13 protein-coding genes, 1 tRNA gene and 1 pseudogene are annotated in these 15,010 nt (G+C 68.3%); 11 read left to right on the forward strand and 4 right to left on the reverse strand.

What is annotated here, in order from left to right:
• The first annotated feature begins 13 nt into the window (after positions 1-13).
• From LV79_RS05760 to LV79_RS05795, 8 genes are all read left to right on the forward strand, one after another.
• Positions 14-772 carry a hypothetical protein gene (locus LV79_RS05760; RefSeq protein WP_253832757.1) on the forward strand — a complete coding sequence of 253 codons (759 nt, stop codon included), beginning with the start codon at positions 14-16 and terminating at the stop codon, positions 770-772.
• Between the two features lie 27 nt (positions 773-799).
• Positions 800-1,381 carry a TetR/AcrR family transcriptional regulator gene (locus tag LV79_RS05765; protein ID WP_253832759.1) on the forward strand — a complete coding sequence of 194 codons (582 nt, stop codon included), beginning with the start codon at positions 800-802 and terminating at the stop codon, positions 1,379-1,381.
• 11 nt (positions 1,382-1,392) lie between these two features.
• The gene (gene purB, locus LV79_RS05770) at positions 1,393-2,835 is read left to right on the forward strand and encodes an adenylosuccinate lyase (RefSeq protein WP_253832761.1); all 1,443 of its coding nucleotides are present in this window, start codon (positions 1,393-1,395) and stop codon (positions 2,833-2,835) included.
• A gap of 160 nt (positions 2,836-2,995) precedes the next feature.
• Complete coding sequence (locus LV79_RS05775) at positions 2,996-3,802, forward strand: ABC transporter substrate-binding protein (RefSeq protein WP_253832763.1); 807 nt, start codon at positions 2,996-2,998, stop codon at positions 3,800-3,802.
• The gene (locus tag LV79_RS05780) at positions 3,802-4,545 is read left to right on the forward strand and encodes an amino acid ABC transporter permease (protein WP_253832765.1); all 744 of its coding nucleotides are present in this window, start codon (positions 3,802-3,804) and stop codon (positions 4,543-4,545) included. The genes LV79_RS05775 and LV79_RS05780 overlap by 1 nt, the downstream gene beginning before the upstream one ends.
• Positions 4,517-5,245 (forward strand): amino acid ABC transporter ATP-binding protein, encoded by a 729-nt coding sequence (locus LV79_RS05785; protein ID WP_285469591.1) that lies wholly within the window; start codon positions 4,517-4,519, stop codon positions 5,243-5,245. The genes LV79_RS05780 and LV79_RS05785 overlap by 29 nt, the downstream gene beginning before the upstream one ends.
• Positions 5,246-5,263: 18 nt before the next feature.
• Positions 5,264-6,076, forward strand: a complete 813-nt coding sequence (locus LV79_RS05790) for an MOSC domain-containing protein (RefSeq protein WP_253832767.1) — start codon at positions 5,264-5,266, stop codon at positions 6,074-6,076.
• A gap of 18 nt (positions 6,077-6,094) precedes the next feature.
• Positions 6,095-6,178 (forward strand) — tRNA-Leu (locus LV79_RS05795).
• On the opposite strand, the gene LV79_RS05800 is transcribed toward LV79_RS05795, so the two are convergent.
• Positions 6,160-6,912: a recombinase zinc ribbon domain-containing protein gene (locus LV79_RS05800; RefSeq protein WP_285469589.1), complete on the reverse strand. Its 753-nt coding sequence runs from the start codon at positions 6,910-6,912 to the stop codon at positions 6,160-6,162. The two genes, LV79_RS05795 and LV79_RS05800, sit on opposite strands and share 19 nt — an antisense overlap.
• Positions 6,913-7,475: 563 nt before the next feature.
• On the reverse strand, positions 7,476-7,826 hold the full coding sequence (locus LV79_RS05805; protein WP_253832772.1) for a MerR family transcriptional regulator: 351 nt from the start codon (positions 7,824-7,826) through the stop codon (positions 7,476-7,478).
• A gap of 1,898 nt (positions 7,827-9,724) precedes the next feature.
• Between LV79_RS05805 and LV79_RS05810 the strand changes: the two genes are divergently transcribed.
• On the forward strand, positions 9,725-10,363 hold the full coding sequence (locus LV79_RS05810) for a hypothetical protein (protein WP_253832774.1): 639 nt from the start codon (positions 9,725-9,727) through the stop codon (positions 10,361-10,363).
• A 22-nt stretch (positions 10,364-10,385) separates the two neighbouring features.
• Here LV79_RS05810 and LV79_RS05815 read toward each other — a convergent pair whose 3' ends face one another.
• The gene (locus LV79_RS05815) at positions 10,386-11,708 is read right to left on the reverse strand and encodes a NucA/NucB deoxyribonuclease domain-containing protein (protein WP_253832776.1); all 1,323 of its coding nucleotides are present in this window, start codon (positions 11,706-11,708) and stop codon (positions 10,386-10,388) included.
• A gap of 1,024 nt (positions 11,709-12,732) precedes the next feature.
• Here LV79_RS05815 and LV79_RS05820 point away from each other — a divergent pair.
• Together LV79_RS05820 and LV79_RS33705 are read left to right on the forward strand one after the other, a co-directional pair.
• The gene (locus LV79_RS05820) at positions 12,733-13,128 is read left to right on the forward strand and encodes a helix-turn-helix domain-containing protein (protein ID WP_253832778.1); all 396 of its coding nucleotides are present in this window, start codon (positions 12,733-12,735) and stop codon (positions 13,126-13,128) included.
• A gap of 133 nt (positions 13,129-13,261) precedes the next feature.
• A pseudogene (locus LV79_RS33705) lies at positions 13,262-13,654 on the forward strand (DUF4365 domain-containing protein); the annotation flags it as partial.
• A gap of 49 nt (positions 13,655-13,703) precedes the next feature.
• Here the strand turns inward: LV79_RS33705 and LV79_RS05830 are convergent.
• The gene (locus tag LV79_RS05830; RefSeq protein WP_253832780.1) at positions 13,704-15,008 is read right to left on the reverse strand and encodes a TIGR02679 domain-containing protein; all 1,305 of its coding nucleotides are present in this window, start codon (positions 15,006-15,008) and stop codon (positions 13,704-13,706) included.
• Positions 15,009-15,010: the final 2 nt, after the last annotated feature.

Below are 15,010 nucleotides of genomic sequence, written 5' to 3' on the forward strand. Positions count from 1 at the left end.
GAGGTGGGTGTAGGTGGACGAGCGCAAGATCTCCGACGTGTTCAACGCAGCGGTCGGCGATGTGCCGCCGCCGTCGTTCGAGCACGGTGACGTCCTCGCCCAGTCGGCCAGGTTGACCCGGAGGAGGAACAGCCTGGTCGCCGGTTCGGCGCTGGGCTTCGCACTGCTGGTCGGCGGGGTCACCACCGGTGTCGCGCTCTGGGCGGGACCATCCGGTGCGTCGGATAACAATTCGGCCGCGCAGGCGCCGGTCTCGGCGCTGGAGGGTAACGCGAATCCCCTTCCGAGCGAGGTAAAGACTGACTCGCCGCGCATCGCCGGGGCGGGGGAAGACTCTCCGTCGTCGACGCCCAAGCAGGGGGGCTCGATGACTGGAGATGTCGGCACGAGTGCCGACGGCACCCCTGGTGGGTGCGGAGCGGCGGACCGGGAGCTCGCTGCTGCCCTCGCGGGCGAGCTCCCGTCCGCTGTTTCCCGGGGCGAGGTTCGCGGCTCGCCGCTGAGCTGCCCGTCCGGGTCCCGCTCGGCCGCCTTCGAGGTGGCCGACGGTCCGCGGCGCGGTCTCGTCTCGATCATGCTGACCCCGGCGGGCACCGGCCAGATGGTGCAGCCGCCCTGGGGTGACCGCCCCTCGGCCACCGGTTCCGTGGTCAGCGCCCAGACCGGCGCGACGATCGTGCTGAGCGTCGAGGGCGTCACGGGTTCCGCGGCGCCGCCGATCACCGAGGACGACCTGAGGGTCGTCGCCGGGAAGCTGGCTCCCCGGTACTGACCGCGCGGACGGCGGCACAATCCCCCCATGACCACCGCCAGCACCCCCAAGGGCGAACGCCGCAGGCACGCCCTCGTCGCGGCCGCTGTCGAGCTGCTGATCGAGGGCGGCTTCGACGCGGTCCGCCACCGGGCCGTCGCCGAACGGGCCGGGCTGCCGCTGGCGTCGACCACGTACTACTTCGAGTCGCTCGACGAGCTGATCGGTGCCGCCATCGAGCACCACGGTCGCACCGAACTGGCCAGGGGCCGGGCAGTGCTGGAGGCGATGACCGAGGGACCGCGCGGGTTGGACCACCTCGTGGAGCTAGTCATCGACCAGCTGCTCGGTCCCGTTAACGCTAACGACGCCGAGGCCGTGTTGCTGCGGTACGAGCGTCTTGTCGCTACCGGCCGCCGTCCGTACCTGCGCCCGTTGATGCTGGAACTCGGTGCCGAACTACGGACGCTCCTGCTCGACACCTGCGTGCGCGCAGGCGCCGAACTCGACCACGCGCGGCTTGAGCAGCTCATCGCGCTCGTCGACGGCGCGGTGGTCAACGCGCTCATCGAGGTCAACCCGGATCCGCGCGCGGCGGCGAAGCGAATGCTGCGGGAAGCCCTCGCGTAAGCTGGGCAGACGTGACCGCAGCTCAGCAGAAGCCCAGCATCCCCAACGTCCTCGCCGGGCGCTACGCCTCCACCGAGCTGGCCGCCCTGTGGTCACCCGAGGCGAAGGTGACCCTCGAGCGCGAGCTGTGGCTCGCCGTCCTCGCCGCCCAGGCCGAGCTCGGCATCGAGGTCCCCGCTGGCGTGGTCGACGACTACCGCCGCGTGCTCGACCAGGTCGACCTGGTGAGCATCGCCGCCCGCGAGCGGATCACCCGGCACGACGTGAAGGCGCGCATCGAGGAGTTCAACGCGCTGGCCGGGCACGAGCACGTGCACAAGGGCATGACCTCGCGCGACCTCACCGAGAACGTCGAGCAGCTGCAGGTCCGCCGGTCGCTGGAGCTGGTCCGGGTGCGGGTCGCCGCGGTGCTGGTCCGGCTCGCCCGCCTGGCCGCCGAGCACGCCGACCTGGTGATCGCGGGCCGGTCGCACAACGTCGCCGCGCAGGCCACCACGCTCGGGAAGCGGTTCGCGACCGCCGCCGACGAGCTGCTGGTCGCGTTCGTCCGCCTCGACGAGCTGATCGCGCGCTACCCGCTGCGCGGCATCAAGGGGCCTGTCGGCACCGCGCAGGACATGTTGGACCTGCTCGGCGGTGACCAGGACAAGCTGGCGCGGTTGGAGCAGACCGTCGCCGGTCACCTGGGCTTCGAAGAGCACTTCGTCAGCGTCGGTCAGGTCTACCCGCGCTCGCTGGACTTCGACGTCGTCACGGCTCTTGTCCAGATCGCGGCCGCGCCGTCGAGCCTGGCCAAGACGATCCGGCTGATGGCGGGCCACGAGCTGGTCACCGAGGGCTTCAAGGCGGGCCAGGTCGGGTCCTCCGCCATGCCGCACAAGATGAACACGCGCTCGTGCGAGCGGGTCAACGGCCTCGCGGTCATCCTGCGCGGGTACGCGTCGATGACCGGCGAGCTGGCCGGTGACCAGTGGAACGAGGGCGACGTGTCCTGCTCGGTGGTGCGCCGGGTCGCGCTGCCGGACGCGTTCTTCGCGCTCGACGGCCTCCTCGAGACCTTCCTGACCGTGCTCGACGAGTTCGGCGCCTACCCCGCGGTGATCGCCCGCGAGCTGGACCGGTACCTGCCGTTCCTGGCCACCACCAAGGTCCTCATGGCCTCGGTGCAGGCCGGTGTCGGTCGGGAGACCGCGCACGAGGCGATCAAGGAGCACGCCGTCGCGGTCGCGCTCGCCATGCGCGAGCAGGGCGCGGCGGACAACGACCTGCTCGACCGGCTCGCCGCCGACGAGCGCATCCCGCTCGACCGCGCCGCGCTCGACGCCCTGCTCGCCGACCGGCTGCCGTTCACCGGGGTCGCGGGCGCGCAGGTGGCCGAGGTCGCCAAGCGGGTCGAGGTCGTGCTGGCCCGGTTCCCCGAGGCGGCGGGCTACGCGCCCGGCGCCATCCTGTAGCGGGTATCACCCGATAGCGGTCCCGGCATGTGAGAGTTTCACCCGAATTTGGCGCTCACCCGGGGCCGCTGCATACCGTCGGTGACGAACGCGGGCGAGGAACGGACCTCCTCGCCCGCGTGATCTGTTGTGCGACAAGCACATGACCGACGGAAGACGGATGCGAACCTCATTGCTGCGCGTAGTCGCGCTCGCCGTTGCCGGGATCACCGCCACGACCGCGCTGACCGCGTGCGGCTCGTCGTCCGACGCGGGCGCGGGTGGCTCCGGTGGGCCGCAGACGCTGCGGGTCGGCACCCTCGGTGACGCCCCGCCCAACGTCTACCAGGAGAACGGCGTCTACACCGGGTTCGACAACGAGCTGTTCAAGGCCGTCGCGGACAAGGCCGGGTACAAGGTCGAGTTCGTCGGCACCGACTTCTCCGCGCTGCTCGGCCAGGTCGCCAACAAGACCTACGACGCGGGCTCGTCGGCCATCGCGCAGACCGAGGAGCGGCGCAAGACCGTCGACTTCACCGACCCGTACAACTACGAGTACATCAGCGTCCTGAGCAAGGACAAGAGCATCACCGACGCCAAGCTGCTCGACGGCAAGCGCGTCGCGGTGATCCAGGCGACCGTCGGCGACAAGTACCTTGGCGCCAACGTGCCCGGCGCGCAGGTCGTCCGGTTCCCCAGCTACGACACCGCGATCGCGGGCCTGCGCAACGGCAACGCCGACGCCTGGGTGGTCGACCTGACCATCGCCGAGAAGTACGCCAAGGAAGACCCGTCGCTCGCGGTCACCACGACCATCGAGGCCAACGACCTGCCGCACGGGTTCGCGGTGCGCAAGGGCAACGACGAACTGCGCGGCAAGCTCAACGACGGCCTGCGCGCGGTCATCGCCGACGGCACCTGGCAGAAGCTGCACGACAAGTTCATCCCGAGCGTGCCCGTGCCGGACAAGTTCAAGCCGAAGTCCTGATGTCCGACCTGCTCGACACGTTCCTCAACTGGGACTACATCGCCGAGGTCCTGCCCGACCTGCTCAAGACCGGGCTGGTCAACACGCTGGTGCTGGCGGGGTTCTCGGCGGTGATCGGCACGGTCCTCGGGCTGGGGTTGGCGCTGCTCGGCCTCTCGCACCGGCGGTGGCTGCGCTGGCCCGCGCGGGTGTACACCGACATCTTCCGCGGCCTGCCCGCGATCGTGACGATCCTGCTCGTCGGGCAGGGTCTCGCGGTCGTGGCCAGGCCGCTGGTCGGCAACAACCCGTACCCGCTCGGCATCCTGGCGCTGAGCCTGATCGCGTCGGCCTACATCGGCGAGATCTTCCGCGCGGGCATCCAGAGCGTCGACAAGGGGCAGTCGGAGGCGGCGCGGGCGCTCGGCATGACGCACACCGCCACCATGGCGCGCGTCGTCGTGCCGCAGGGCATCCGGCGGGTGCTCCCCGCGCTGGTCAACCAGTTCATCTCGCTGGTCAAGGATTCCAGCCTGGTGTACTTCCTGGGGTTGCTTGCCTCGCAACGGGAGCTGTTCCGCATCGGGCAGGACCTGGCGGCCAACACGGGCAACCAGTCGCCGCTGGTCGCCGCCGGGCTGGTGTACCTGGCGATCACGGTCCCGCTGACGCACCTGGTGAACTTCGTCGACCGCCGCCTGCGCGACGGTCGACCGGTGCGGGGAGGTGACACCCTTGACGAGCTCGAGCCTGCGCGTGGCTGACCTGCACGTGTCCTTCGGCACCCTGGAGGTGCTGCGCGGAGTGGACCTGGCGGTCCCGAGCGGGTCGACGACCTGCGTGATCGGGCCGTCCGGCTCGGGCAAGTCGACCCTGCTGCGCGCGATCAACCAGCTGGAGCGGCCCGCGCGCGGGGACGTGCTGCTCGACGACGTGAGCGTGGTCGGGACCGACCCGGACGCGCTGCGGCGCCGGATCGGGATGGTGTTCCAGCACTTCAACCTGTTCGCGCACCGGACTGTGCTGGACAACCTGGTGCTGCCGCTGCGGTCGGTGCTCCGGCTGTCCAAAGAGGAGGCTCGCGAGCGCGCGCTGGAATACCTGGGTGACGTCGGGCTCGCGGACAAGGCGCCGTACCGGCCGTCGGCGCTCTCGGGTGGGCAGCGGCAACGGGTGGCGATCGCGCGGGCACTGGCCATGCGGCCGGAGGTCATGCTGTTCGACGAGGCCACGAGCGCCCTCGACCCGGAGCTGGTCAAGGGCGTGCTGGGGCTGATGGCGGAGCTGTCGAGCAGCGGGATGACCATGGTGGTGGTGACCCACGAGATGGGGTTCGCCAGGTCGGTCGCCGACCAGGTCGCGTTCATGGACCACGGCCGGGTCGTCGAGGTCGGCGCGCCGGGGCAGGTGTTCGAGTCGCCGTCGAGTCCCAGACTGCGGAGGTTCCTCGACCAGGTCCTCTGATTGGGTAGCGTGGGGACCGTGGCGAGAGTGTCTGGGTTGGCGTACTACCCGGTGAAGGGCTTCCGCGCGGTCCCCGTGCAGGCGGCCGACGTCGTCGAGACGGGGCTGGTCGACGACCGCCAGTACATGGTCGTCGACGCGTCCGACGGCAGCTTCATCAGCCAGCGCAAGGTCCCCGCGATGGCCGCCGCCAGCGCCGCGTTCGTCGACGGCGGCCTGCTGCTCTCGATGGACGGCCTGGACGACCACCTGGTCGAGACCACACTGGACGGCGCGGCGCGCGACGTGAGCATGTTCAACAAGTGGTACGGCACCGGCATCGACCAGGGCGACCAGGCGGCCAAGTGGTGCAGCGCCGCCCTGGACCGCGAGGTCCGCCTCGTCCGCTTCCCCCCGACCCAGATCCGCGACGGCTGGGGCCTGCACCCCGGCCGCGTCGCCTTCGGGGACGCCCACGCCATCCTGCTGATCACCGAGGCGTCCCTGGAAGGTCTCAACACCCGCATCACCGCCGCGGGCGCACCCGCCGTCCCCATGGACCGCTTCCGCCCCAACATCGTCCTCACCGGCTGGCCCGCCCACGCCGAGGACGAAGCCACCCGCCTGCGCATCGGCGCCGTCGAACTTGGCTTCTCCACCCGCGCCATCCGCTGCGCGGTACCAACGGTCGACCAGGCCACAGGCGCCAAAACCGGCCCCGAACCCACCCGAACCCTCGCCACCTACCGCCGAGACCCCGACCGCCCCGGCGTCTCCTTCGGCGCCAAGTACGCCGTCCTCACCCCCGGCCCCCTCCACCTCGGCGACGAGGCCCAAGTGGTCGAGGGGTAGACTTCCCCCACACACCAAGTCCGGGTGGCGGAATGGCAGACGCGCTAGCTTGAGGTGCTAGTGCCCTTAACGGGCGTGGGGGTTCAAGTCCCCCCTCGGACACGCTTACTACCCCTACCGGACCGGATGCTGACGTCGAGCATCCGGTCTTCTGCGTTGTAGAGAAGCTCCAGGTCGAGCGCTGTGTACAGCTCTTGCAGCTTGGCGGGGCCGGCGTCGTTGACCTGGCGGCCGATGGTGTCGAGGTAGTCGATCATGGCGTCGACCTCTGCTGGACCAACCTCGCGGCTGGCCGGGAGGGCATCCAACTCTGTGCGGGCGGCGTCTCGTTCGGCCTGTGCACGGTTGAGAGCGTCTATCAGGGCAGCCGGGTCGGCTCCCGCTTCGATCGCGGCTTGGAGCCTGCGTAGGCGCGTCTCAGCGTCCTTGATGCGGTGGCGCAGGGGTTCCGTGCGGGTGTTGGTCGTGGTGCCGGGTTGTGCGCCGACCAGAGCGGCGACTGTGGTGTCTCGGTTCTTGGGGGCGAGTAGGCCGCTGATCCAGTCGTTGAGGTGCGGGAGTACGGCGCTTTCGGGGAGATAGATGTTCTTCGGGTGGGTGGCCAGGATCGGTGATCCGGGAACGATGGAGCGGGCGGCGCAGCGGTAGTAGATGCGGGCCTCGCGTGGGGTTCCTTCCATGCGGCGTTCGCAGTGGCCACAGCGGACTCGACCACGCAGGGCGTAGACGCGTTTCGTCGCCTTCGGGCCGCGTTCGAGTTTGCTGCGAGATTCCAGGCCACCGGCACCCTTGGATCGGCGCAGTAGCCGAACCTCGGTGAACGTCTCGACGGACACGATCGCGGGGTGGGCTTGTGCGCGGGATCGGACGATGCGGTCCGGGGAGGCGCGGCGGAACTTGGTGATGTGGCCGGCTGAGGGAGCCGACCTGCCCGACTTCCAGGAGGTGGTGGTACCGCACCTGCTGCCCGCCCTCCTGACCGAGTTCAAGCACGACCTCAACGGCTAACTGGCCGTAACGCCCGGCTCGCACCCGAAGACCCTTACCGGGCTGGTCGCGCACTACGGCCACCCCGCGGCCGGGGTCGCCATCGGCCGCGTTCACATCGAGATTCACACCGCCCGCACCGGCGTCACCTACTTGGTGGTGCGGGCGGATACGACTTCCCGCTACCAATCGGCCGGTGGCTGGCCAAGCTGCCGGACCGGGGCATGGAGAGAGTCCACGCCGAATGGCACCGGTTCGACCACGACGACGCGGCCGTCATCATCGCCTGCATGCGTACCCCGCTGGCGAGGTGCGTTCCTCGACACCGTTGGCGAGCTGTACGACCCAGGTCGCCTCGCTCAGCGGACCTGGTTGTGCGACCTTGCCGTCGACGGCGGGTGGGCTCGATGTCTCAGGCGGGGTGTTCCGTCGCGGCGCGGGTTTCGTCGTGGCGGCGTTCGGAGTCTTGGAGTTGGTTTTCGAGGGTGATGATGCGGCAGGCGGCGTCGAGGCCGGTACCCTCGTCGAGGAGTTTCCGGACCCGCATGGCCAGGCGGAGTTGGTACTGGGAGTAGCGGCGGTGCCCGCCGCCGGAGCGGTGCGGGGTGAGGAAACCGGCCTCGTCGAGGCTGCGCAGGAACCCGGCGGTCACGCCGAGCAAATCCGCGGCGGCGCCTATCGTGTAGGCGGGGTAGTGCTCGTCATCGAACTTCCCGCCTGCCCCGGTCGAACCGGCGGGGGTCTCGCGTTGGCCAGGGATCATCGAACCTCCACGTCACGAGGAGCCCCGGACGCCGTGTGCGGCGTCCGGGGCTCCGGGGTTGGGTGTCACCATTGTCATCCGGCCGTGCGGCCGACTACCTGTACCCGCGTTCTCCAGCCGTGAGCCGACTGGTGCGGGGATCGCTGACTCGTACCCAGAACCACCCTTCTGGCCGATGGGACTGCGGTACCCGCGCGGCACGAACGACCGGCCGCTGCGGGCGATCCAATGATGTGCCCTCTCCCTTCCTCCATCGGATTTCTTCTCAACTGCTACTGCGCTCGCACTTACCATCGGTACTGCTTCGAGAACGGCGTTCACGGCGGGACCCCTTCCGTGCTCGGTCCCAGCGCGCCCTGCGCCGCTGGTCACTGCCCGAAGCCCCGTCCGTAGATCGGCCTCGGCCACCTGACCGTCGTGCATCACATCACTAGCGGTCGTGCAACTTCCACCTTGCTGTGCACTTTCACGCGGGCTGGATGTCTACCCGCGCCTTTCTCTGTCTTCCCGGAGCCAGCACTGCCTCTTCCGACATCTTCCATCCGGCCCCGGAACTGCTCCAATCGCCAGTCGAGACCCGTGCACACAGTGGCCTCGTCCTGTCCGACCGCTTGTCTCACCTTGCGGGTAGTTCCGTCATCTCCCGCGCCTGCTTGACGTTATCTTTCTCCGTATAAGAAGGATACTACACACACTCGGACCCAGATGTCTACTCCAGCGCCCATAGATTTTCTGCGGCGACGGGCTGACCGAGCGTGCGTGCAGCCTGTGACCCGCTGAGCTGGAACGGGCGCCTGCGTCGAGCGCGTGCCGGCAAGCCGCCGGGCGGTGGTACCAGCGGTCGCAGCCGATCGACGGTGACGGATCACCGGGCGGGGGCAAGCCCGTGCGGCGGATCACCGTCTCGGCGGCGCCCACGCCGGACTCCGTTGAGGTGGCCTGTGGGGTCACCGCGCGCGACCGCGCTGTAGCCGCCTGCGGAAAAGGATCCGACGAGGGCCACCGGCGCAGCACTTCGAACGGGTCGTGGCTGAGTTCTGTGCGCCTGTTCGTAAAGAACTTGTCCAAGCGTGCGCTCATGGCGCTAGTCTGCTAGCGAACCGCATCTCAACTGACTGCGATGTCACTCCTCTTCGAGTGCCGCCTTGAAGTACTGCGCAATGCGCTTGCTCCGTGAAGGGGCACTTCCCCCGTTTGTCAATCGACCACCGCGTCGACAGCAAGTCCAGCCACGCCTGCGCTTCGTCGATGTTTGCGTTTCCCGGCTGAACGATCTTCCTCTATTCTCGAGAAAGTCAAGTTTGGCGACCAGATCATCTGGCAACGACCACCGCACTCTCGTCGTGGGGTCAGGGTCAGGGTCACTGGCGCTGCGCCCACAGACCGAGCAGGTGCGTCCAAGACCACCAAGAGTTGGAGGTGCGTGCCCACCTCGCCCTCCAGATCTGCCCAGCAACGGTTCAGGAGGTTCACCGAGCCATGAGCGACGAACTGCCTCGCCCTCCCGTGGACTGCGTTGTGGACACCCCCGTGGGAGCTGGGTGCTGGGTTGGCCTAGCGGGTGTCATCGAGCATGGCTACTTCGCACCGCGGGCGTCTCAGGCACTTGAGTTCCGGTGACCTGATGGGGCGTCACGATAGGGGCAGCACGGGGATGGCTCCTCGGACACCAGCACTACTCACCCGTGAAGCGGCCGTCCTCCGACGGCCGCTTCGTCGTTGAGGCCCCCTGATCTCCAGGCCCATCGTCTCGCAGGGGGAGCGGGTGGTTGTGGCATGGCTGTTGGGCCAGGGCCGTTGGGTTTGGTGGCCCGCTGGGCCGTGCCTGGAACGGGTGCCTCCCCTCGTTCCGATGGGCTTCGGCGGGGATTAGCTCCAGGGAACGTTCCACCGCGCGAGTGCGGGAATTCCTCGAAGTATCCGAAGTGAAGAATGCTATCGGCGCAAGGGAATATTTGTGCCAGAGGTGTCGAATCTTTGGCGGACCGGTTCAACTGCGCGGTATGCGCTGCGGCAGGTGGTACAGGAACTGTGCGAAGGCTCGTTGTCACTGCGGTAATGTGCGTGCGATGGCACCGATTGCGCGCTTGGATGACACTGTCAAGGTCGAGTGGAACAAGTTCGGCATCGCCGACGATGACCGGTTTTCGCCGGGTGAGCCGTCGTGGTTGGGGTTGGGGGACACCGACACCATGCGGGTAGGGGTGAATGGTGTCTACCTGGTCAGTGAGGGGACGCACCACTGGGCGAAGGTGGTGATCGAGGCGTGGTCGGTCGAGCCCGGGTTGGTGGGTAGTTGGGACGCGGTCTGGGAGGATGAACTCCAGCTCACCTCCGGTGTCGTGCGGCTGGTGGAGGTCATGGGTGCGTCTGACCGGTCCGTAGCGGTTGGTGGACCTGGGGTGTATCGGATCCGGGCGTGTAGCCGCGGACGTGCCGATGCTGGTGCCAATGGCGATCGGGACAACTTCGGTGAGCATTTCGAGCACTGGTTGGTGCAGTTCTGGCCCGGGAAGGCGCAGGGGCGGACTCGGTGAACCGGGGCCGCCCCTGCGTTCCTCACGGTGTCGGGTCTACGTGGAAGGCATCACCGTCGAGGATGCGGTCGTAGGAGTACCAGGCGCCCAGCCAGGCGCCGCCCGCTTCGTTGTCGTCCTTCGGGATGACGCGCACCGAGAAGTTCCCGTCACCACGTGCCGCGCCCTGGTGCGTGGCGTTGAACGGGTACTCGTCGCACTGCAGGGTTCCCCCCTGCGCGTAGTCGGGCCCCCACTCCGCGACGCAGGCCTTGCGGGCCTCCGCCCGGTTCTGGTCGAAGTTGTTGAAGTACCACCTGGTCAGCGGCTGGCCGTCGAGGGCGCCGGGGATCACCTTGCCCGCCTTGGCCGGGATGGTGCTGCCCGGTTGGGTCTGGGCGAAGTCGATGTGCGCCGCCTCCTGCGTCATCGCGGTGAACTCCGGCCGGTCGACCGGGTAGGGCATGACGGCGCGCACATTGCTGAAGATGGCGCCGTTGAAGCCGTTCTGGCTCAGGTACCGGACTGTGTCGTAGCGGACCTTCTGCCGCGGGCTGGAGATGGTCACCGGTCGGGAGTTGGGTAGTTCGGGAACGAAAGCCGACGCCTCCGACCAGAAGTCCATGTAGCCGAGTCGGTTCGGGTTGGTCGGGTCGCCCTCCGGCGGTGCGACCGAGGCGTAGCCGGTGCTGAAGAAGCTCTGCACCCGCCATTCCGCGAGGGTCTTCTCGACCGAGGCGGGGGTGTTGCGGTCCAGCACGCAGTTGTCCGTCGTGCCCAACGAGGCGCACGGGTTGCCAATCCTGACGACGGTGCCCACCTGGAGCGCCGGGCTGCTGGTCCGGATGTCGGACACGGTGGTCACGACCCGTACCTTGCGGTCGCGCTCGGAGCCGAAACCGAGGATGTTGACGTGGAAGGACGACGTCAGGTTGAAGCACCGGCCGAGGAGGCAGACCCGGTCCACCCGCTCGCCCTTCATGATGCGGCAGAACGCATAGTGGTTCTTGATCCACCCCGCTGCCGAGCCGGATTCCGGGTGGTCCTCGCACTCGTCCACCGTTTCGATGTAGTCGTACTCGAACGGGGGCGGCGTCCAACCGGCCTGGGAGCGTGTCGCGCCGGACACGTCGTAGTTCGACCGGTAACGTGCCGTGCTGTCACGGTCTTCCTGGCGCAGCGCCTCCAGCGTGACCCCGCGGTCGAGCCGGGCACCACGTTGCGCAGTGCTGTCGATGTCGTTGAGCGGTCCGTACCGGAACGTGGTCGAGACAACGGTGCCGCCTGCCAGGTCGACCGGGACCTGATCTGTTTCGGCGTACGCGGCGGTCGGGAGTCCGATCGCGACGAAGGCCGAGGCGGTCATGATTATCGCGCACGCTCGCGCGGATAGTTCTGAGATTCGCACCTATCCCCCAAGATCTGTGCTTATCGGGAAAATCAACGAGCGCTGCCGACGCTAGATGGAGTCCGCTCAGGCAAGCGGGGTTCTCGGAATTTTCACCCTGATGTCGCAGTGCTCGACGAGATGTGATTCATACAGCCTCGGGGAGAGCGGCAGTTTCGCTGTGTGCCGCAGGCAGACCCGTGCTCGCCAGATCCACGTCGATGAGCGCGAATCCGTTCGAGCCATGGGAACTCGGTCAGAGGCGGCGGAGGCGGACTTGGTAGTTGGCTTCGGCGGTGGACAGTGCGTAGCCGAACTCGGAGCCGTCGGGCCAGGTCAGTCTGCGTTGGGTGAGGATCAGTCGGAGGGTTCTGGGCTTGGTGGCTTGCCAGCGGAGTTCGGGGTGGTGAGGACCGGCGTCGATGATGGCGGTGTGTGAGGGAGAGTGGGCGAGCCAGGGGGGGCGGATCTGGCGGCATCGACCAGAGGCAGGGCTTGGGCGTTGCGCGGGGCCGGAGACCCTGCCGTCGCGGGCGAAAGCGTTGACCAGTTCGCCGCCTCCGAGGGTTAAGGCGATGCTTGCGATTGTCGGGTACCCGTGATGGTGCCGTCCCCGCGCCTGCCGGGGACGGCGAACTCGGGGCCTCACCTCTCCCAGGAACACCACTACCGCTGGCTCGTTCCACAGACTCTCGGCGTAGGCGCGTACCCGCTCGCGGTTCTTGCCCGAGGGTAGTGCTGGCCCAAGTCTGAAGGGCTCTTAGGTGCAACGCTCCTTTCTCGACATAGGTCTATCCTGCGCGAATGAGATCGTGTGTGTGGGCGAAGAATGTGGCCTCTATCTTGTTCTGATAAGAGGAATTGGGACTCCTTTTGGATTTCAGCGGAAGGTTGAGCTGAAATTGGCCAGTTTGCCGAGGGGTGTTCGACACGGGCTTATGGAGGGCGTAAATCAGCCCGTTGACGGCTAATGTCTGCGTGGAGGCGAAGCGCGGAGGAATGCGTGTCGGAGGATTGGGCGGCGGTCGCGGGGGTCATCGCGGTGCGGCTGAGGGAGCTCGGGTGGCGGCAGCGGGAGTTGGCGGAGCGGTCGCAGGTGTCGCAGGCCATCATCCGGGAGTTGCAGTACCACACGGTGGAGCGCCGTCGCAGTGCTCGGACGCTGGAGGCGCTGTCGATCGCGCTCGAGCTGCACCCCGACCACCTCAACGCGGTCCTCAACGGGCAGACCCCGCTGAGCGTGGGCGCTCCGGCCACCGAGGAGGAGCGGATGCGGGCCCAGCTCAACGTGCTGGAACTGCGGCTCGACGAGGTCCTGTCCCGGTTGGCCGACGTGCAGGGGCAGTTGCGCGCCCTCGTTCGGCACACCGCCGACGACGACCGGGGCGCGATGAGCTGAGGGCAATTCTCCAGACGCTGATATCGGCTCGTTGATTCACTGGGTTCCGGAAAGTTCCCGCACGAACCGGATGGATGCCCGCATGAGCTTGTCCGCGATATGCCGAGATCGCGCTGTTTTCAGCTACCGCACGATGGTCGACCACCGGCGGGTCGTGGCGGATCGCGCGATCAACCGGGTGACGTCCCTGTTCCAGGAGAGCGGCCACGTCGTCCAGCGCATCGACGGCCACAACGACTTCGGCGAAGACCTCTACGTCAGCCTCAACGAGTCCCGCCGCCCCACCGGCTACACCATCGCCGTCCAGGTCAAGGGCGGGGCCTCCTACCGCAGCGCCCGGGGATACCGCGTCCGCGTCCGCCAGCACCGCGACTCCTGGCGCAAGGCCAACGCCCCCGTCGTCTGCATCGTGTACGACCCGACCACCGACCACCTCTGCTGGGCGAACGCGTCCGAACAACTCCGCCGCACGCAACACCTCCGGTCGATCGAGGTCCTCCGCACAGACATCCTCAACGCGACCTCTGTGGACGCCTTCGTCCAGCACATGGGCCAGTACATCGCCGCTGGCTGCGTCAGGAACCCAGGTCAGTCATCAGGTGTTCCAGGACTGCCTCTTCGTGGACAGCCACTTTGTGGGTCCGCATCACTGCCTCCAGGCGAGGGCTCCACGGCGTTCCCGGTACTTCGCCGGTGAACGCAAACGTCGTTGCCGGGTCGATCGCTGCGACAGCCTCGACGTAGTCCACATCCGCGTAGCGCCAAGGAACCACGCCTCGGGAGTAGAGGCGGCTCGCGATGCGGAGCCCCGGCGGGTCGAAGTCACCGTGGTAGGCGACGCGGATGCCGTCTTCGACGAGTTTGTCCATCGCCAAGGCCGCGACGGTCGCCGGGTTTCCGGAGGTGCACAGCAGCGGACCGGATACTTCCGCACGGGCCGCCGCTTGGACGACTTGCGGGTTCTCGCACACGAACACCTCGGAGCCCTCCGCGGCCCAAGCAAGTCCGCGAGCGCTGGACCACTCCTGAAGCGTTATGTGCGTTACCAGGCCGAGGTCCGCACGGGCCCGCATCATCGCCGCCCACGGGGACGGCCCCGGCGGCCTGAGTGCCCAGACCAGGAGGGTCCCGGACACTGAGTCCGGTGTGACGCCGACCGAGGTCCACATCTCCCGGCGCCGGGCGGCCGTGGTCGGCACGGCCTCGTCGGTGGCCGCTGCGACAGCGCGGAGCACCAGGGCGCTCGTCAGCTGTCCGTCGTCGAGTGCGTGCGCGTCCACGCAGCACCGACTCGCGAGTTCCCCGAGTTCGAACGCCGGGTCAGCGGGAACGGCCTGGCGCACCGCCTCGGGCTGCGGGGACCCCAGGGGGACGACCTGCGCCAAGGTGCGCAGGACCGTCATCGACTGCCGGATCACCGCTGGTGCCGATGCCCCGGCGCGGGTGAGCAGGCCGGTGCGCCGGACTCCGTCCTGCCACTGCGCGACCCACGGGGCCGCCGCCAGCCCGGATTCGACCAACTCCGACTCCCAGCACTCCCACAGCCCTTGGCGGGACGCGGTCCGTGCCGCGTTCGCCGCCTTGGTGTCGGTGATGGCGCCGCCGGTGAGTTCGGCTACCACCGCGACGAGCCCCCGCCCCGCGGCTGACGCGCGCAAGGCTGTGTCCAGCTCGGCGAGGTTCAGGCGCACCGCCCCCACCTGCACGGACCGCCGCAGTACACCGGACAGGGTGTCGGCCGCCTGGTAGCTGAGCTCGACGCGGATCGAGCCGGTGGCCGAGAGCCCGTTGCGCCCCAACCTGTCCCGCAGGGCGGCCCAGGTCGGCGCCAAGTCCGGCGTCGACAGGTAGGTGCGCAGCGCGGGCGGGATGGTCGACACCG

The organism is Actinokineospora globicatena (genome assembly GCF_024171945.1).
GTDB classification, from domain to species: domain Bacteria; phylum Actinomycetota; class Actinomycetes; order Mycobacteriales; family Pseudonocardiaceae; genus Actinokineospora; species Actinokineospora globicatena.